Below are 17,658 nucleotides of genomic sequence, written 5' to 3'. Positions count from 1 at the left end.
TGACGACCATAATTTCTTTTTGATGAAAGATCGACTTTCGGTCGACCAAGCTGTCGAACACGGTGCCACCCGACTCACCGAGACTGACTTCGTGCCTGGCCTCTGAATCAAGTGAATCTGTTCACATGAATAGTAGCAAGATTCCCTCACTCATGTACCTAAATATAGTAGCTTCGACCCCGACTATTCTTCGTTGGACTCACGGACGAGAGATGTTTCTGTGGTGGTCGTGCGAATACTTATTCCATTGCGATGTATGAGTAGGTGTTTTCGACTCCATCTATAGTCAAGACTCCGGACGCGACGATCTCTCTGACAGCTGCTGGTGTCTCGACGATGACTTTGGCGATAATATCGACGTCGCCAGCTACGATATGCGCTTCCTCGACACCGTCGAGTTCTGTAATCATATCTCGTATTTGATCCACAGTTGGTACATTTGCCTTGATTAGGACGTATGCGATAACCATTGTAATGCTCCTCCTTGAATGATACTAGATGGGCGCAGGTATCATAGCGTTAGTGTTCAGCGAGGTCATGGTGGTCGCACTCATGGAGGAGATCCTCTGCCGCTGCTAAGTGGTTCATCGCTCTTCCTGTACTGTGATGAAACGCTACGAGGTGTCCGTGTGCTCGATGAAGCCGTTCGATGCCCAATTCGACTTCGTGGAGTGCCTCTCGTTCAGTTTCACTTATCTCCTCGATCTGTTGCTCCTTACCTGGCATGTATAGTGTTACCATTTCTCCCACTATAGAGGTTCTGTTGCCAGCACACGACCTATACAACCAGAACTTCCCCAAATCGATTTCTGAACGTGCCGTTCTGCGTCTCTGCGTGTTGTCGCTGGCACGAACACGCCCTCTAATCAGATGAGACCGATTTTCTGCTCCATAACCGCCTAAGCGGAAATAGAACTGGCCGAGTCGGTGCCCTCGGCGAACCAGATTTTATTGTCTGCGCTAGCGAAGCTTTTGTAGGCGGGATCTTGAGCTAGCTCTCGAGCGATTACAAGGAGGTAATCCTCGTTCGATCAATTCCGACTTATCGCCCCCAGTCGCAACTCGAAACTGTGAATGAATCATTACTCTCTGCGTTTTCCGCTATAGGTCTCCGCCTCAAGCCTTACTTGAGTAGTTAATGGAGAGATCGCCTTGGCTTACTGATTGAGAAGGTGGCGAAGGAGGATACCGACAGCGACACCAACGACAAACATCTGCAGGCTATCCTGTTGACGACGTGCTTTCGTCTGCTCTGGAAAGTGGTCTTCAAGAACGAGAAACAGCTGTCTCCCAAGTTCGTCTTTCGCCCTCTCTACTTGATACTGTGCACGCTCTCTTGCTCGCTCCTGGGTTGCTTCGAGCATACTGTTTTCGTTGCGCTCCAAGGGCAAAAGTTATGGGGAATGTACCGGGTATCTACCTCTCTGCTACAGTTAAAGGGTAATCAGCCAAAGGAACATACTTCCGACACTCCACTAATTCCCTAAGCGGATGTGCAATACCTCCGGGAGGGGTCGTCGAAAATCTGCGTGGAAGCTCCTCTCACTGAGATGCATATCCAGAGAGTGATTGCCGAGGATTTTTTACAGTGCTAGCGTCACGCGTTGTTCATCCGCTGGCTCGTCGTTTCACCGCATATTTGGCACGTCGCAATTCGGTATGGTTCCCGTGAGAACTCGGCGTTCTCTTTCTTCTTGCTCTCTGTCCGGATCTCAACTGTAACCGTATGCGAGGTATCACGGCCACAGGTCTCACATCGTTCAACCACCGTCTGAGATCCTTGGTGTTTTGCTGTCATAGCGATCCCTTCCTCCGCTTGTAAAACTACTAATACGAGTATAAACAGCGACCTTTGTTAGCCCGCGTTTGGACAGTTGTGACCATTACTAGAAATGGATCTCTCGGAAATGACCAAATAGAGAGGGAGAACGTCAGTAGACAACGAGGGTTTCATCAGTTGATTGAAAACCACCGCGTCGTATAGCCGGTCTGGCGAAGAGACCACCGTTGCTCAGGGCCGGATGTGCCAATGCGGAGTTCGATTACGGCATCAAAGTCTGCTTTAAGCTCTCGGATCCCTGGCGCATTTCGATCGCCCGGGAGAAGATAATACCCGACTGCACCCACAGCGCTCACAGCGTGCTGGAGTGGCTGTAAAAACGTGGCGACGTCAGTGTCAGCGTCATCAAGAATCGGTCGAAGCGAATCCATGTAAAGCCGGAGATCCGCCATATCAGAATCATCTGTGTCATGCTCATATCTTGTGAGGGACTGAATCAGTGCTCTTCGAAGGTTGGAAAGATCTCCTTCAATCTGCGTAATTTGGGTATTTTGGGTCGGTTGCTCTGCTGGAGATTCACTTGCTCCCGCCGATCTTACTGGTATTTGATGATCGAGAATCTCGCTGGTGCCCAGAGTGGGCTGTCTTGGTGTTGCAGACTGTTGGAGTGCCGCAGGCGAACGGTCAAGTAACGCAAACAGATTGTGTTGAGTCGGCTTTGGTTCTCCACCGAGGAATGAGCGTGTAGTGTTGAATACATCATCAGGGACATCTCCAACCACGAGGACATTCCCACCATCTTGTTTCAGCTGGGCTAGTTCTGACTGCAGTGTGATTGTCCCGTCGCTTGAGACTGTGACAAAATACCCTTGGAATGCGAACGAGACATACCCACCAGTTCGCAATGTTCCATCGAGTTTCGGGCCAAACAAGTTGGTGAGTGCATCCGGATTGATGCGATCCGATAGTTGTTCCTGTAATTCTCGCGGTTCAACCCCGACTTCATCGGCAATTGCGAGGACAACTGCTGTCCCTACGTCCTCGGCTGGGGCATACTCAGAAGCGACCCCATCTGTGTCAGATAGTGCTTCAGCAGAGAACATAGCGGATAAGACTGCTTCTGTGCCGATCTGAGGGATGATGGATTCGTTCGTGATGCTAATCTCACCCGTTTGCCGCACGCGAACAGCGTGGTCACACCATGAAAACAGGATCTCAGTGGGTGATTGTCCTGACTGTTGTGTATCCGCCGAGAGAGGATGAAAGATGTTATTGAGTGCGTCTGGGTCGATGACATCGTAGAGGGGTGGAATTTCATGTGGATCGTTCTTAACAACCGTTGCCATCGCCTCACTCACTCGCATACTCAGCGGTTCTTGACCATTCTCGTCGACAGAGACCTGATGGCAGAGGCCAGGTTGAAAAAGATCTTGAGACAGGTATGGCTCACTGGTCATTGGTGTCTCCCTTTCACCTTCGAGGCGTAAAAATTCCAGTGAGACATATGTTCCCATACAACGTAGAGAACAGAGAAACGATTGCAGTAGCTACTTTGGTCAATTATTCCGAAGAAAGCACTGTAAAATCAGACAAGAGTAGGATTCGTAGTGTTTTGAATATCTGGTTAGAGAGACTAAGACGATAGCACTACTGTGAATATTTAACAGTGTGGAGTTCAGCGGGACGATACTCATAGATGCCCATTAGTGGTATTCCTGCGAGGTCTGCCACGCCACACTGAAGGGAGACAAAATGACAGTTTGTAAGCACACCACGCACGACATCCCGGTCGACGCACTGTTGAAAGTACTCGCTGACCCATGTCGTCGCGCAGTGCTCTCATATCTTCGAACGAAGAACACGGACGTTGCAACGCTTGACGAGCTGGCCGAGAATGTTCAGAAGCACGTGGAGGCAGTCACGTCGCGCCAACACGCACGGATTGTGCTGGTACATCAGCATCTCCCAGCTCTCGCCGATCACCGACTCATCGAGTATGATCCACGGAGTCAGACAATTCGGTATCGAGGGAGCACGGCGAGTGAAGCCTTCCTCAAGGTGACCGCCCAGGGTGAGTGAGACAAACTATCTTGAGAGTTTACTGCTTGTCCCTCTCTCTTTCACTCCGTTCAGCAACCGTCACGTCTCCGTGAAAAAGTCCCTGGTTCACACGGTTGGACGACTAGTGGTTCTATGTTATGCGTGAGGGTTTGCGAGGTTCTGATGAGTGTGAATCACGATTCACAGTGACTTTATACCTGGCCGGTTGTGCGCTAATGCACGCCACTCAGAGAGCGATCCAGAGACAACAGTCAGTGGCTGGAGAAGCACTCAATCATGCTTGTGAGTACGACATTCGAAGACGGGAGAGAACCGGTAGACGACGAAGCAGTGAGTACGGCCATCGTACGAGAAGTCGCAAGGCGTGAGGGTGTCCCTGCCGTTGGCCTTGACTCCATCTACGATGTCATCAATCCTGATGCGCTCGAAGAGCTTTTTTCGCCATGATATGATGGGCAACCGCGAACGGACGGAGGTGTCACATTCTCCTGCTGCGGATACGAAGTGACGGCCACCAGCGATCGGACGATTCACGCTGAGCCATTTATAGAACATCAGTAGTACCCTTTCCCACCTCTGTTGGTCAAATCCTACCCGTCCAGCAGTGCCTTCCGGGAAGCACGAAACCCATCACCGCCAGCGCAGATCAAAAGTATATGAGTAGTGTCCGTCTTCGATAGCGTTCTGAACTCTATAACTAACATCCTCGGCCATGGTTATTGATAACATGGCTGTAAGCAAACGATCATTGTACCTTCGTCTGGTGGTGATGATTCAGTTATTTGTCTGGGCCGGACTCCTCCTGCTTGTTTGGTGGGTCGGAAGTATCGTCCTCTAAGTCAGCTCGATACCATTTTCTTCACCGCCCCGAGATTACCGCGTTAACTATGCACGAATCCTTGTGACTGCTAGTCTCGCTCTTATCTGCACTTCTATGGTTGGTCGCAGATGGTGTTTTAGGCCCGTTGACGACTTCTATCGAAAACGCCTCTAAGAATGAGCAGTTTCAACGTGGTTCGGCCAACAGAACTCAGATGATACTTCGTTTCATGGCTCACCGGACGTCTGAACGGAGATACGCCTAAAACCGATAGACAGCGATATCATTCATTCTACCCATACTACTCAATCATTGGTAACCGCAAAAGTAGTGTTATGGAGAGCCGCGGAACGACCCTGTAGGTAGGCTGTACCAGCAGAAAAAGAAGGATAGCCTCAGACTCAGCCGACGTTCGGTAGAATGCTTCGACGAGATGGTCATCGGTTGGCAAGCTGTGGAGAAACATGACACTACCTGGAAACAGTACCTGAGTAACAAAGTGAACACAGGTGGCATTTCCTATATGCGGTGGTGGCATCTATTACTCCAGTCTGGTCATGGGTTCGAAGAGAGCAGGATTAGTACTGATAAGCAGTCAGCAAACACCTGTACTATGGAGAGTTCATAACTCTCAGAAAATCAGGTTTTTGAGCTTCTAAAAAGCCCTCGGCGACGATACGCCCTCTACCATCTCCGACGGGAAGAGAGACTCGTCGAACTGTCCGACTTGACCAACCAAGTGGCGGCATGGAAATACAACACCATATCGGCAGAGCTAATGAGTGAGCAACGAAAACGCATCTTTATCTCGCTCTACCAGACATATCTGCCGAAACTCACCAATGCTAGAATTATCGAATACGAGCGTGAAACCGTGGAGATACATCTCTCACGACGTAGTCTGGTTCTCGACATGCATCTTGATGATATGTCACCGGGCATTCCATGGAATCTCTACTATCTCGTCCTTTCATTCGGGAGTATTCTACTTGTCAGCAGAGTTTGGTTCTAGATCTATCCGCTTTCGCTCCTCTCCAATCTTGTGACTGTGATAGTAATCTACACCGCATAAAGTATTGTAGCGATCAGCCAGTATCTCTACTACCGTAAGTATATTCTGCAGGAGATACCACCAAAACTGCGTCGTATCGAAGGGCAGTAACGACCAACTCAGGGTCGTTGATCGTTAGTCATGATGTTCGATTTCGATAATATGTTTGGCACCCCACTGGTCGACGTGGGTTTCTTCAAGGTTTAAAGCCATTGCAAGCGTTTCAGCCTCGCGTTCAAATGTGCAGATGGTACACGAGAGGTAGTAACCCATGAGGCCTCTGTTAGAAATCCCTCCGCTGGAGGGACTCTATTTTGATGTTAGTTGAAATCGGCATTGGCGGCAAGCTCAAGGTAGGGTGTCAGGGAAATCGCCGTGTCGCAGAGTGTGACTGTCTCTTGCTCATGCTGATACACGAGGATCTCAGCATCGAGGAGTCGTGGGAGGTGGTGGTGGGCGAGATCGGTCACGACACGCTCGTAGTGATTATCCATTCTTATGTCCATCTTCTGTTCCCACTGCACGATCGCCGTCGCAAGCGCGTTGAGGTCAACAGCATCTGTGCGCTTAGTAAGGGTATGGAGGATGTACCGCCGTCGGTCGTCTCTGAGGAGATCGAAAATCTCAGTGGGGGTGAGCCGAGAGTCGATAGTCGATGCATTCGATCGGGGAGTTTGTGTATCACTCATGTGTTCACTCTTGAGTTCTTATTCGAGTGGGAAAATCGCGAGGACTAGGATGCAATGTTCAGAAAATCAATATATTTGTTGCAAGCCTAGTAATCTAGGTTCGATACCAAGTCACTGCTCATCAACAAGGATTACGTCCAAGAGTTTCTGGGTACTTTTCCGAATATGCTGATAGAAGGTTGGCGACGCAATATCAAGTATCTCGGCAAGTTCTTCGCCTGTTGTCTCGCGTGGTGACGCGAAATACCCTGCGTGATACGCCACTTCTAGCACCTCACGTTGACGTGTCGTCAAGATATCAGCAAGAACATGCCAATCCACTTCATCGGCGCTGTGGGCCGGCCGATCTCTCGTCTGTTTAGCAATGAACGTGATCTCCGGGTGTGCCGTTTGCATCCCTTCAATAATTTGGCGTGTGTTTGTGTCCGGCGCGACCTCACCGATAATGGTCGCTTCACCTTGCTCTATCGTAAGTGACTGAATAGTAGCTCCGTACTCGATCAACGTCACGCTCGGTGAGCCACCGGTAATGGTATATTCGATGGCACCTGTCTCACCGGTCATACGAACCGGCCGTGCCTGGTCGATCTGAGGGGTCTCTCGTAAGCGCTCACAGACGTCTTCTGGTGCTGCCCCCTCAACCGTGGTATAACAGACAAATCCTTGATTTGAGACGGGCGTGATTGTCTCGAGCGTCAGTTGACACTCAAAATAATCGGAGGCTTCGATGAGGACAGCATCATTCTCCGTTAATTGGAACGTAAGTTCAACCACGGTATCGGTATGCAGCAGTTGTTGATTGTCCACAGCGTGGATCGCATGGCCAATTCGCTCGCCGAGTTCCCCCAGCAGCGTTTGCTCGTATTCATCAAACGCGAATGCGCGAGACGAGTAGATGACAAGGACGCCGTAGATCGTCTCACCATACTGTAGGGGAACAGCCGCCACTGCACGATATCCTCGTTGGAGTGCTTCGTCACGCCACGGCTCAAACGTAGAGTCAGTACGTATATTCTGCACGATCTGCACTAACCGTGTACGGACTGCCTGCCCAGCTGGCCCATACCCAGTGTCGCTTTCGTCAGCTGTAACTTCGACCTCTGAGAGATAGTCGTCCTCGACGCCAGCCCACGTGTGCGGTTCGATCTGCTTGTGTTCACTAATATAATCTCCAATCCAAGCAAATGCGTATGCTTCTGAGGTCGCCAGCCGATCGCAGATCATTTGCTCGATCTCGTCTCGGGTTGAGGCGCGGACGAGAATCTGATTGGTCAGTCGGAGACTCTCTGTGACTTGGCGAATCCGTTCGAGCGTATCGCGCTGGTGGCGTAACTGCTGTTCACGCGTTTTCTGCGCCGAGATATCCCGGATGATGCCCGTAAAGAGGCGGTGGCCACTGTCGTTATGCTCTCGAAATGTAATCGAGACGGGCACCTCATGACCATTCTTGTGCAAAGCAGGGAGTTCCGTGCCATCCCAATCGAGACTTCGTTCGTCCGTTTCGAGATACCGATTGAGTGCTGTTTCGTGGCGTTGGCGCAGTCGTTCAGGGATGATCACTGTCGTGGAGTGTCCGACCAATTCGTCTGGCTGATAGCCGAGGAGGCGCTCGACGGCGGGATTTGCAAAGATAATGGTACTCTCTTCGTTGAGCGTGAGAATGGCATCCGAGGTGTTCTCGACGAGTGTCCGGAAGTAGGATGCCTCATCTAGATCGACTGCTGCAGCGGCGAATGCATTTTCGGTGGATGAATTCTCGTCGGTCATTGCTTTCGCTATGATGAAATTCACTGCCTTCTCGCTGGGCTGGTATACTTCATACTTGAGTACATGGATAAACATGTTTGGTCATCTTCTATAGATCATACGCGATTAATACAGAGTGAAATTGACAATAAATATCTTGGCCACTGGGTGTAAGCAGACACGTAGAACAACGATACACGAACTCATCAGTCCGCCGTTGACCTCCGTGTGAGATCGATTTTTACTACTGATTTTTATAGTATTATATCGGTTAGATGCCTGTATGGCTGATTTGATTGACAAAGCAGCAGTGAAAGAACAGCTCGAAGACATGAATGTCGTGAGTGATTTCTATGAGGCGCTCGATGGCGAAGTCGCGACCGTGCTCGACAACGCCGCACGCCGCGCCGAGGAAAACGACCGGAAAACCGTCCAACCCCGGGATTTGTAGCTATATACCTCTTCTTTCCGTTTAGTATAAAATTCGAATATTTGATGACATACTAGTAGCGGTGAAGACACTAAGAATGATGAGATTATCCGTGGTACTGCAGGCAGACTGTAGTCATGGTCACAATCAGCCTTCTCCTCGAAAAGATCGAATTTGTAGTAGCTGGAGTGATTCTAGGGATAGTTGGATTCTTCCTCATTTCCCAATGGATGAGACAGCGAACAATCCAAAACCCACCGAAACAGACACCTGACAACTCTAACTCATCGAAACAGAGACTCTCCAAGGCTGAAGCGCACGCTCAGATTCGTCTTCTTCTCACCCAGAATGGCGGTCGAATGCGCCAGAAACAAATCGTTGACATGACTGACTGGTCAAAAGCAACAGTGAGTATCCGACTCACAGAAATGGAAGCAGATGACCAGCTTACTCGACTCCGTCTCGGGCGAGAAAAGATCGTTACATTGGTTGAAAACGAGCTAGACAGATCCCCTTCCGCAGAAAAACGTCACGAAGAAACAAACGGATAAATGATAATAATATCCAGTAAAAATACTACCGTTACTGAATATAGTGCTTTCCTCAATCCTTGACTCCACAGCAGCGTCAACAGTGCACAGAGTCAAGAGGGAGGAACCTCAACGATAGCACTGAAGCGTCTATCCATTTCCATGATAAGCGGAAGTGAATAGCCCCAGGAGGGGTCGTCGAAAATACATGTGCAAGCTCTTCTCGCTGAAATTTATATCCTGAGAAGACCGACGAGGACTTCTTGCAGTGTCCGCGTCACGCGTTGTTCATCCGCTGGCTCGTCATCTCACCGCATGTTTGGCACGTCGCAATTCGGTATGGTTCGCGCGAGAATTCGGCGTTCTCTTTCTTCTTGCTCTCTGTCCGGATCTCGACTGAAACTGTATGCGAGGTCTCACGGTCGCAGTTCTCACATCGTTCCACCACCGTCTGAGATTCTTGGTGTTTCGCTGTCATGGTGACCCCCCTTCCGCAGCTTGTGAAACTACTAAGAGAAGTATAAACAGCGACCTTTGTTAGTCCGTGTTCGAAGAATTTTGAACCATTACCAGAGAGAGCTCTCGGAAATGGTCAAATAGAGGGGGTAACCGTCAGAAAACAATGAGGCATTGAATATGATCACTTTTGCCGCTTTCCAAATTATCTTGCTATTGTATAACACGGTAATCATTGTCGGGGATGACTGCTCAAGAGGTTCGTTTCCACCCGACAGCGTGAGGAACTGCAGCGGCGGAGAATCAGGTCAGTGCTGTTCGTTCCCATCCCGCGTTTCGATGACTCTGACCATCTGTTGTGAATGACGACCTCATAGCCAGTATACATAAACGTAACTCGGCCGTCAGTTCGTGTTTCTTCCTCACAGGTCGGTGCGCAGAGGCGACTCTGTCGGATGAGCGTGGTCAGACTATACCCTTGCTATGAGGCATTTTGAGCAACTTCAGTAAAGATTGGCCTAGGAGACGTGAACAGAGTCACCATCGTTGTCGCTGATGCCGAATTTAGGCGACGCTCTGGACGCTGCTTGACCCGCACATTTGGCACGTGACTTTCGCCATACGGGACTCTGACGATTCAAATGTAGTCTGACAGTCTATGCACTGGTATCTATGTCTCTGTTCCTCCTTGCTACTGAATACCGCCTTGAGTCGGTCGAGGACACTCATAGCTCTCCCTAGTGTGTGGGTTGGTAACGAGAGACGAAGTACCTTATCCACATAGTGGAAAAGCGTTCGTAACGGAACGGTCTGCACACTTTCGTATCTTATACTGTGTTGGTATTGAAACTTGAGTAAGTAGTGATGAAGTCCTAATTGCACTGCCCGCGTTGTCGGTGAAGCTGATGGTTCTGGCACCAGTGTCTCACTGTGGCTCCTCCACCCGAAAAATATGAGAGACTCTCGCGTGCTTAGGTGCTCTGGCCACATGACGGCAGTGAGGAGATAAACGAGTAGCATGCATCAGTTAAATAGAAAGAGTGGATTAACGCCCAGAACGGTTATTCAGATTCCGTGTGCTGGTAGCATATGGACACACAGAGTAACCAAGAGAGCGAGTTGTATCATCCAGACGACGATCGAGAGCTGAGTACCGCGATTGTAGAGACGGTCGCAGATCTGAAAGACACGGAGGTAACTGAGGCAGAGTTCCAGCTCTATAACGATATCAACACAGATGCGCTCAATAATCTCTTTCGCAAAGACGCCACTGCCAACACGACTGTCGCGTTCGATACCGATGACGTGTTAGTCACACTTTGGGGCGATGGAACCGTGAAAATCAAAGTTGCCTCTCAAACCACAGATGGATAGGTGACGTCACTCCACCTCTTTGCCGAATGTCTACCACTTGAGACGTGTTGCCAACGGTTTCTCAATCTACGCTCTCTGATCTGCATAAAAATATAATCATTTGCTGGCGGTTAATGAGCCTGCATATTCAGCCCATAGGTAGAGATATTCCCTACTCATATGTTAACATGTGTCTAGTGTGAAGAAGACAGAGACAACCACCTGATGCCAGTGCTGCGCTGAAACCACCCCAGACGGAAAAACCACAAACCTATGGGAGCAAAAAGATCCGCTGACAGTCAGCTCGTAGAACGATGTGACAACTGTGCTGCGATGACGCCACATCAAGTGACGATCAAGCTCATTACCGAGAACGAGGATTCCCAAAATGCAGCCTTTTCGCGAGAACCCTACCGGATAACAGAGTGCCAGCAATGTGCGGCCACACGCAAACAGCGGATGAATGATATGTAATATAGGTGTTGACCCATGGAAAAGACCACTTCACAAAGAGGGATGGAGTCACGCATCGTTGATAACCGGTGTCAGAGCTGTGAGAGCTTCATCACGCGAGATTTCGCACGGGTCTTCGGCGATAATCAAAATACCGTTCAAGGCTGCTTAAACTGTATGAGCGCAACTGAGGTCAAAGCTGGCATGGCCAGCTACCCACAACGTGAGTAGACGATAATTACCGTTCTACGCTTTCAGATGTCTTATAACTAATATTTTTTACTAGTAAAATCTACCGAAGATAGACAAACTAGCTGATGGATCTCGACGAGGCTGTTTGAGGGCGCTTAATGCCAGAATAGGGATTAGACTGGCGAGCGAATAAATATTTATGCCACCTCTTTTGGAACAGCAGCAACTCCCGGCCGGCTGAACAATAACGCAAGTACGCGGGGGTGAAATGGGAGTCCACAATGATACTCTTGAGCTGACACTCGAAGCAGAGCAGATTTTTTCTCCCAATCATTGTGCTCCCACCCAAAAGAAGAGAGATCAATGGGAACTCAAGCTTATCGATACCGCAGCAAATCGATTCACCACCTGTTATCTACTTGGGTTTGAAATCAAAATGGGAGAAGGCGCTACCTACATTTGGTGAAAACGTGGATTAGTCAGTCGTGTTAATTGGTGGGGACGATGTGGGAGTCGACGCAGCCGATGGGGTGTCGGTGACCGGGCCATTGACGAACAACGCGTGGCCGATCAAGAGAACGGAGACGACAGCACCGAGTGAGACAGCCACTGTAAGTGTGTATCCGACAATACTGAGTGCACCGGTGATGCCAATGAGTGCGAGGGGGATGAGTCCGAGGATGAGGTCGTAGTATCTAGTCATGATGTGTTCTAACACATGCAGAAGAGATACTTAACTGTTTTCCATACCCACTATAAATGGTGTACGTGCTCACTCTATAAGTTATTCGAAAGTTGGAGAAGATGTTCGTAAGACAGGAATGAAGAAGTGATACACGCTTCGCGAATCACACCCACTGTGAATGGGAAACGACTACTCAAGATTTTGCCTACGATCCTCGGGATCGAGACGTTTGCAGACATCAACGCCAAGCAATGCTTTGCCTCCAATCACAATTTAACGACGGAACCTCAGCTACAGACGCACGATTACAGTCGTGGGCACTCAGGCGAGTTGTTCTTGTGCACGACTCGCTAGCTCTTCAATAATTGTATTCTGTAAGTCCTCGGTCGCCAAACGGAGGCGGAGTCGCGGGCGACCAACATCGATTGGCACTTTTTCCGTGCCAATGAGCCCTTGATCCTCAAGCTTGGTTTTCATACGTGAAAAGGTTGCCTTGCTTGCAACACCGCTATCCTCGCCCCACTTACCGATATCATAGAAGAGCACCTCGTTTTTCGCCGCCACTAAGAGACTGATCTCCACTTCATCCAACTCGCCACCAGTTCCACGAACTGTCTCGACCGAGTCGATCACAGCGGCAAAATCCTCTTTCGTCTCGGCGCCAATTTCGTCTTCAAGATTGTTGAGTACTCGTGAATATGGGGGTGTCCGAAGGGTGAAATCCTCTGCACTCTCCCACTCGCTCAGAAACGTCTCATGAACTGTTTCCACTAACTCTGGGTCGTCTGATTCCATCCCACGAGTCTGCCTGTCAATAGCGAGGAGGACGATGACCTGCTCTGGCGTGACGAGCATCGAAGTCCGCGCAATCTCGGTTGTGCGAAGAGATAGTGTCTCATCGGCAATGAGGTCGGCTGCCTGGCTTGCGATGATGAAATCTTCAGCCATGGTTTTGAGCGTGTCCTCAGCGGCTAAGACCCGGATCTCAGGGAGCTCAGGTTCATGCTCAGTTGCAGCGATGATTATTGATTCTAACACGTCTGGTGCTGGATTGACAACGACGAGTGGTGCTGTCGTTTCCTCGAAGATCCTCTGGAGGAGCTCGACAGTATCATCATCGAGCATGGTTGCTGACATAGCCATAGTTTATCTAGAGTGGCTCGTTTTACTTTGTTCCGAGTTCCTTACTAAAGGGAAATTATCACTTAATTGCCAATATGACTGGTAACGAATCCATTCTTGTCGTTGTTGTCTTAAAGATGAGAAAGGGTTTTTAACAAGATCAAAATGTGGTCACGGGACTCAGTCTAAACATCCCATGGATAATTGACCGCCTAAGGTATGAATCAGAACATAGAACCGCTCAGCATATTCTATTCAACTAATATGATATCAATAAGGCGAGTTGTGTGGCGTAGATTCATATCTCCGAGACTCAACGGACAAGAAATACCCGTCAAGAAAGTACTTCGAGAAGCGTTCGTCGAAGATCCTGCGGGGAGTTAGCGATGAAATCAGTCTCATTAGTGGGTTTGACCTCGCTTCCTTGACAGAATCGAATCACCGTACTCCCAGCTTGTGCTGCCGCCCGAACACCGTTGACAGAGTCCTCAACAACAATACAGGCGGTGGAGTCGACGTCAAGTTCGGCGGCGGCATACTCATAGATGAACGGTTCAGGCTTCCCCGGATCATCAAGGTGTTCGGCGCTGACCACAACATCGACTGGCGTAAGGTCAAACCGTTCAACGACCGTTTCGATCCAGTCGACTGGGGCTGAAGAAACAATCCCGACATCGAACCCTCGCTCCCGAAGCGTTTCAAAAAGCTCTGGGATTCCGGACGTAATCGACACATGTTCTCCATACACGGTGTCAGCAGCGGTTTCAAACTGACGTGCATAGCGCTCGGGGCCACCTGGAAGGCCATATGTTTGCGCAAGCTCCACGAGACTCTCACGGAAATTGCGGCCGGTCACGTCTTCTAAACATGGGTCACCGTTCTCAACGTCAGCGAACACTTCTTCACGCCAGAATCGCTGCCAATATGGTTCGGAATCAACCAGCACCCCATCCATATCAAACAGGATTGCCTGCACTCGGATCATACTTTGTACCTCCAGTTTTCATCAGAAGCCAGTTCCGGCTTCAGCCCCGATAGTCCTGTTACACTCCAAGAGCAGCACGGTCAATAAAGCAAAACGATACGGTGGTGGCGCAACGCTGGCCAGTGCATTACTGATCTTGGAGATTCTCATTAAGAAACTACTCATGAGGGACAGAATATTCGAACTGGAAGACAATCTATACCCGTTGCGGCAAGCGCTATCGCAGAATTAGTTGGACATGCCGAGGTCGGCCAGTCGTGTCCGAACCTGATCAACGCCCGCCTCTGCTTCCTGTCTCGTTGCAGCCCCAGTGATGACGAGCTTCCCACTGCCGAAGAGGAGAATCACAACCGAGGGATCGTCAAGCCGGTAGATGAGGCCGGGGAACTGTTCGGGTTCATACTCAACCTGTTCAAGCCCGAGACCAATCGCAAGCGCGTTGAGATTAAGCGAGTATCCAAGGTCAGCCACCGAGACAATATTTTGGGTTGTAATGAAAGGATCGTCAGGAACCTGAATCCCGAGATCGGTAAGGAGAGTAAAGAGATGGGCAAAATCGTGATTAGCGGCTGCCAGACTATCTGCACCTGTGCTCACCAGTTTTCCCGAGCGGAAGAGCAAAATCGTTGATGTTGACTCTGGCGCTCGATAGATCACTGCCGGAGAGTTATCTGGGTTGTATGTGGCATTCGATAAATCATCTGCTAGCTGCTCTAGATCGAGTTCTTGATTGAGCGCCGACGACGCCACTACGTTTTCAATCTGTAGTGATACCAAACCATCTTCAGTCATTATTACTAGTGTTCCGATGTCGAGGGCAAAAACCACCCTGTTTCTTTGTTTCGCTGCGTAGCTCAGTAGAGCACCACAGTGAGGTAAAAGGATGAATGGTCTCTCGAACCACCTGTTTTTATGGCAGTAAAATTGTGGCTACGAAGTGACTGTCACCAGCAATCACACGATCGGACTTAAACTGCTCGACAATCACCCCGAGTAGCGTTGTCAACGTAAGTAACCGCGGCTTTCATACGCGTTATTCGTCGGACACTTTTGGGTCAACGGCCGGTTGCAATCCGGTCGCCATCAGTCGCCGAGCAATTACGACAATGCCATTGTCGAAACCCCTGCCGAACACGGCTTTCTCCGTGTCAATCCCGCCAGTCTCTGTTTCATGTATCGAGCTCACCAGAATCGTATTCTGATCAACGAGCAGCAATCGACTGATTGTGGTCTCGTCATCGAGATCGAGTGGCGAACTATGTAGCCACTCCAACTCGGAGACGAACACCTCTGCTTCGGGCAGTGTCTCTACGATCTTTGTGTGGAGTTGCTTTGTCGCTGTGCCAACGAGAACATTGAGTCCACTATCCAGAGCGGCCTGCAAATGGGCAACCAGCTCATCAGTGATGACGTCTTCATGCCCGATGATAAGAACGATTTCCTTGTCAGCGGCATCAATGAGTTGTTGGGTGCGATTCGCAACCGATGTGACACCCGAGAGTGCCCAGACTTCGTGCGAGATTTCCTCATCACTCGTTGTCTGTACTTGTTTGAGATCTGCTATCGTCTCAACCAGCGTGTCCGTCCGCGACTCGTACTCTTGGCGTAGAGTTTCGGCGGCCTCTTCGATCGGGACGGCCCGGAACTGCTGGGGGTTCGAGTGTTGGATTTCGACGAGGCCTTTGGTTTCGAGCACTCTGATCGCATCGTAGACGCGCGTGCGCGGAACGTCAGAGGTCTCGCTGATGTCTTTGGCGGTGCCTTTCGGGAGGCGTGATAACGCGACTAAGCACTTCGCCTCGTACTCTTTTAATCCGAGTTGTTGAAGCAATTCGACTGCTTGCTGGTGATGAGATACGTCGTTCATGGATCCCAACCACGCGACCGGGGGGCCGGTGCTATCTATGGTATTGTGTCGCTGCTCACAAGTCAATTCCTGTCCAGTTGATCGAGAGCAGCTGCCAGGACGCCTGTTCGTATCCCTTTGCAATGGCTCAGCCACCATGAATCACACGCATGCAAATTCCAACAACTTGCTGATTCCCCACCTATCTCGCTGTGAATACGGGAAACCGCAGTCCGCAAATCAGAAAAGCGCAGAATATGCGCTCAAAATCACGGATTCAGCACCAAGAGATGGTACCAGGCACGCTAATGGTGCAACAAGAGTACGTGATGAGACTACCGCGATTGGCATCGCTGAGACAGTGTCCTCGACGACCTGTGTCACTGAGTCAGTTCATCAGCAGTTCACTCATTCACTCAGATAATCACAGTAGGACTATAGTGAGGGAGCTTGAACTAGTATATGGCACGGAGCTCGAAAGGGTCCCAACCAATCGCCGCTCTGTGCTGTAACTACCACTCTCGTGGTAGTTTTCGATCACGATCGATTAGTCCGGGATGCCCCCATCAGTTAGTGCTTCTTCCTGCTCACCCACTGCTGTGAGAAGTGGCTCGAGCTCGTCGAATTGGGGGCCTTGTGCCACGATCTGTGCGTCTTGATCCCAGTCGATGATCCCGTGGTCTGCTAACAGGGGGAGATGGATATGTCGCATCGCGATCGCCTGATCCTGGGTGTCGCTGTTCGTCTCCGACGCATCAAAAGCGCTTGTCGGGTCGGATTGAGGGTTACGTTGTGCTAAGGCGATGAGTAATTGTCGTCTGTGATAATTTGACAGAATAAATAACTGTTTGCTGAGCATGATCATAATCAATAATATTCACATAGCCATAAATACACCTCATTTTCACGGAAACTAGTGGTGTGTGGAAATAAGTGACACGTCCTGCAAACCACATGCTGAAGAGACGTGTCGACCGTCTCGACCTAAGCGGAACTCCAGACGACTACTATCGTTCCACACGAGGGAGAACGGCTGGCAGAATCCTCCGTAATGAGTTTGCCGTGACTGCGACAACTGATGAAATTCAATCACAAATCTCGTATTAATGAGAAACTCTCTCGAGCGTCTCCTCTTTTCGCCGCTCTTTTATCCGGTTCCTCACACGTTACATCTTCGTGAAATTGTCACTTGTTTATATGGTTGGGTGACCAGTGGTTCTGTATGCTTGAGAACGACCCACCCTCTGTCGACGAAGATGTGGCCCGACTTCGTCTTAAACTCCGTCATACCGACCTCTCTACATTGGTGGAACACGGCTTTCTCACCTGGGATCACGACGAGAATCTCGTGAAGAAGGGCCCCCGATTCGACGCCATCACCCCAGTGTTGGATCTCCCGAATAACCACGGTGGCGAACTCCCCGATGAGTACCTGTAGCACGACGTCAACCTGCTTCCT

The 17,658-nt window shown here is 49.9% G+C and carries 23 protein-coding genes and 1 pseudogene; 10 read left to right on the top strand and 14 right to left on the bottom strand.

The features are described 5' to 3' along the window. Positions 1–239: 239 nt before the first annotated feature. The 5 genes from LIW51_RS06095 to LIW51_RS06075 all read right to left on the bottom strand — a co-directional run bounded on the left by LIW51_RS06095 (position 240) and on the right by LIW51_RS06075 (position 3,294). Positions 240–470, bottom strand: coding sequence for an Lrp/AsnC family transcriptional regulator (locus tag LIW51_RS06095; protein ID WP_227376317.1), 231 nt, complete (start codon positions 468–470; stop codon positions 240–242). A gap of 49 nt (positions 471–519) precedes the next feature. Further along, positions 520–726: a hypothetical protein gene (locus LIW51_RS06090; RefSeq protein ID WP_227376316.1), complete on the bottom strand. Its 207-nt coding sequence runs from the start codon at positions 724–726 to the stop codon at positions 520–522. A 431-nt stretch (positions 727–1,157) separates the two neighbouring features. Continuing rightward, positions 1,158–1,364 carry a hypothetical protein gene (locus tag LIW51_RS06085; RefSeq protein ID WP_227376315.1) on the bottom strand — a complete coding sequence of 69 codons (207 nt, stop codon included), beginning with the start codon at positions 1,362–1,364 and terminating at the stop codon, positions 1,158–1,160. Positions 1,365–1,597: 233 nt separating this feature from the next. Further along, on the bottom strand, positions 1,598–1,798 hold the full coding sequence (locus LIW51_RS06080; protein ID WP_227376314.1) for a DUF7835 family putative zinc beta-ribbon protein: 201 nt from the start codon (positions 1,796–1,798) through the stop codon (positions 1,598–1,600). A gap of 155 nt (positions 1,799–1,953) precedes the next feature. Then, positions 1,954–3,294, bottom strand: a complete 1,341-nt coding sequence (locus tag LIW51_RS06075; RefSeq protein WP_227376313.1) for a DUF7504 family protein — start codon at positions 3,292–3,294, stop codon at positions 1,954–1,956. Between the two features lie 238 nt (positions 3,295–3,532). Between LIW51_RS06075 and LIW51_RS06070 the strand changes: the two genes are divergently transcribed. From LIW51_RS06070 to LIW51_RS39875, 3 genes and pseudogenes are all read left to right on the top strand, one after another. After that, positions 3,533–3,859 (top strand): DUF7344 domain-containing protein, encoded by a 327-nt coding sequence (locus tag LIW51_RS06070; protein WP_227376312.1) that lies wholly within the window; start codon positions 3,533–3,535, stop codon positions 3,857–3,859. A gap of 264 nt (positions 3,860–4,123) precedes the next feature. Further along, the gene (locus LIW51_RS06065) at positions 4,124–4,288 is read left to right on the top strand and encodes a HalOD1 output domain-containing protein (RefSeq protein ID WP_227376311.1); all 165 of its coding nucleotides are present in this window, start codon (positions 4,124–4,126) and stop codon (positions 4,286–4,288) included. Positions 4,289–5,319: 1,031 nt separating this feature from the next. Beyond that, positions 5,320–5,673 (top strand): annotated as a pseudogene (locus tag LIW51_RS39875) (DUF7344 domain-containing protein); the annotation flags it as partial. A gap of 359 nt (positions 5,674–6,032) precedes the next feature. Here the strand turns inward: LIW51_RS39875 and LIW51_RS06060 are convergent. After that, positions 6,033–6,401: a DUF7344 domain-containing protein gene (locus LIW51_RS06060; RefSeq protein WP_227376310.1), complete on the bottom strand. Its 369-nt coding sequence runs from the start codon at positions 6,399–6,401 to the stop codon at positions 6,033–6,035. A gap of 111 nt (positions 6,402–6,512) precedes the next feature. Beyond that, positions 6,513–8,168, bottom strand: coding sequence for a bacterio-opsin activator domain-containing protein (locus LIW51_RS06055; protein WP_227376309.1), 1,656 nt, complete (start codon positions 8,166–8,168; stop codon positions 6,513–6,515). Positions 8,169–8,430: 262 nt separating this feature from the next. Here LIW51_RS06055 and LIW51_RS06050 point away from each other — a divergent pair, with 262 nt between their 5' ends. Both LIW51_RS06050 and LIW51_RS06045 read left to right on the top strand, forming a co-directional pair. Next, positions 8,431–8,598 (top strand): DUF1931 domain-containing protein, encoded by a 168-nt coding sequence (locus LIW51_RS06050; RefSeq protein WP_227376308.1) that lies wholly within the window; start codon positions 8,431–8,433, stop codon positions 8,596–8,598. 116 nt (positions 8,599–8,714) lie between these two features. Continuing rightward, a complete protein-coding gene (locus tag LIW51_RS06045; RefSeq protein ID WP_227376307.1) occupies positions 8,715–9,128 on the top strand; it encodes a helix-turn-helix transcriptional regulator in 414 nt (137 codons plus the stop codon). A gap of 256 nt (positions 9,129–9,384) precedes the next feature. Here LIW51_RS06045 and LIW51_RS06040 read toward each other — a convergent pair whose 3' ends face one another. Beyond that, a complete protein-coding gene (locus tag LIW51_RS06040; protein WP_227376306.1) occupies positions 9,385–9,585 on the bottom strand; it encodes a DUF7835 family putative zinc beta-ribbon protein in 201 nt (66 codons plus the stop codon). Between the two features lie 1,067 nt (positions 9,586–10,652). Between LIW51_RS06040 and LIW51_RS06035 the strand changes: the two genes are divergently transcribed. The 4 genes from LIW51_RS06035 to LIW51_RS06030 all read left to right on the top strand — a co-directional run bounded on the left by LIW51_RS06035 (position 10,653) and on the right by LIW51_RS06030 (position 12,027). Beyond that, positions 10,653–10,937, top strand: coding sequence for a HalOD1 output domain-containing protein (locus tag LIW51_RS06035; protein ID WP_227376305.1), 285 nt, complete (start codon positions 10,653–10,655; stop codon positions 10,935–10,937). A 252-nt stretch (positions 10,938–11,189) separates the two neighbouring features. Beyond that, a complete protein-coding gene (locus LIW51_RS39870) occupies positions 11,190–11,390 on the top strand; it encodes a DUF7835 family putative zinc beta-ribbon protein (protein ID WP_438267359.1) in 201 nt (66 codons plus the stop codon). A gap of 15 nt (positions 11,391–11,405) precedes the next feature. Further along, complete coding sequence (locus tag LIW51_RS39865; protein WP_438267358.1) at positions 11,406–11,600, top strand: DUF7563 family protein; 195 nt, start codon at positions 11,406–11,408, stop codon at positions 11,598–11,600. Positions 11,601–11,829: 229 nt separating this feature from the next. Next, positions 11,830–12,027, top strand: coding sequence for a hypothetical protein (locus tag LIW51_RS06030; protein ID WP_227376304.1), 198 nt, complete (start codon positions 11,830–11,832; stop codon positions 12,025–12,027). A gap of 9 nt (positions 12,028–12,036) precedes the next feature. On the opposite strand, the gene LIW51_RS06025 is transcribed toward LIW51_RS06030, so the two are convergent. From LIW51_RS06025 to LIW51_RS06000, 6 genes are all read right to left on the bottom strand, one after another. After that, positions 12,037–12,264 (bottom strand): DUF8015 family protein, encoded by a 228-nt coding sequence (locus tag LIW51_RS06025; protein ID WP_227376303.1) that lies wholly within the window; start codon positions 12,262–12,264, stop codon positions 12,037–12,039. Positions 12,265–12,567: 303 nt separating this feature from the next. Continuing rightward, positions 12,568–13,383, bottom strand: coding sequence for a transcriptional regulator TbsP (tbsP, locus tag LIW51_RS06020; RefSeq protein WP_438267357.1), 816 nt, complete (start codon positions 13,381–13,383; stop codon positions 12,568–12,570). A gap of 319 nt (positions 13,384–13,702) precedes the next feature. Then, complete coding sequence (locus LIW51_RS06015; protein ID WP_227376301.1) at positions 13,703–14,353, bottom strand: HAD family hydrolase; 651 nt, start codon at positions 14,351–14,353, stop codon at positions 13,703–13,705. 228 nt (positions 14,354–14,581) lie between these two features. Further along, on the bottom strand, positions 14,582–15,145 hold the full coding sequence (locus tag LIW51_RS06010) for a TATA-box-binding protein (RefSeq protein ID WP_227376300.1): 564 nt from the start codon (positions 15,143–15,145) through the stop codon (positions 14,582–14,584). 241 nt (positions 15,146–15,386) lie between these two features. Continuing rightward, entirely contained in the window at positions 15,387–16,220 is an 834-nt protein-coding gene (locus LIW51_RS06005; protein ID WP_227376299.1) for a TrmB family transcriptional regulator, read from the bottom strand. Between the two features lie 526 nt (positions 16,221–16,746). Then, a complete protein-coding gene (locus tag LIW51_RS06000; protein WP_227376298.1) occupies positions 16,747–17,064 on the bottom strand; it encodes a DUF7344 domain-containing protein in 318 nt (105 codons plus the stop codon). Between the two features lie 357 nt (positions 17,065–17,421). Between LIW51_RS06000 and LIW51_RS05995 the strand changes: the two genes are divergently transcribed. Beyond that, positions 17,422–17,637, top strand: a complete 216-nt coding sequence (locus LIW51_RS05995) for a hypothetical protein (RefSeq protein ID WP_227376297.1) — start codon at positions 17,422–17,424, stop codon at positions 17,635–17,637. The last annotated feature ends 21 nt before the right edge of the window (positions 17,638–17,658 follow it).

Source organism: Haladaptatus halobius (assembly GCF_020618475.1).
GTDB lineage: Archaea > Halobacteriota > Halobacteria > Halobacteriales > Haladaptataceae > Haladaptatus > Haladaptatus halobius.
The sequence above is the reverse complement of the archived record's forward strand: the minus strand, read 5'-3'. Positions and strand labels throughout refer to the sequence as shown.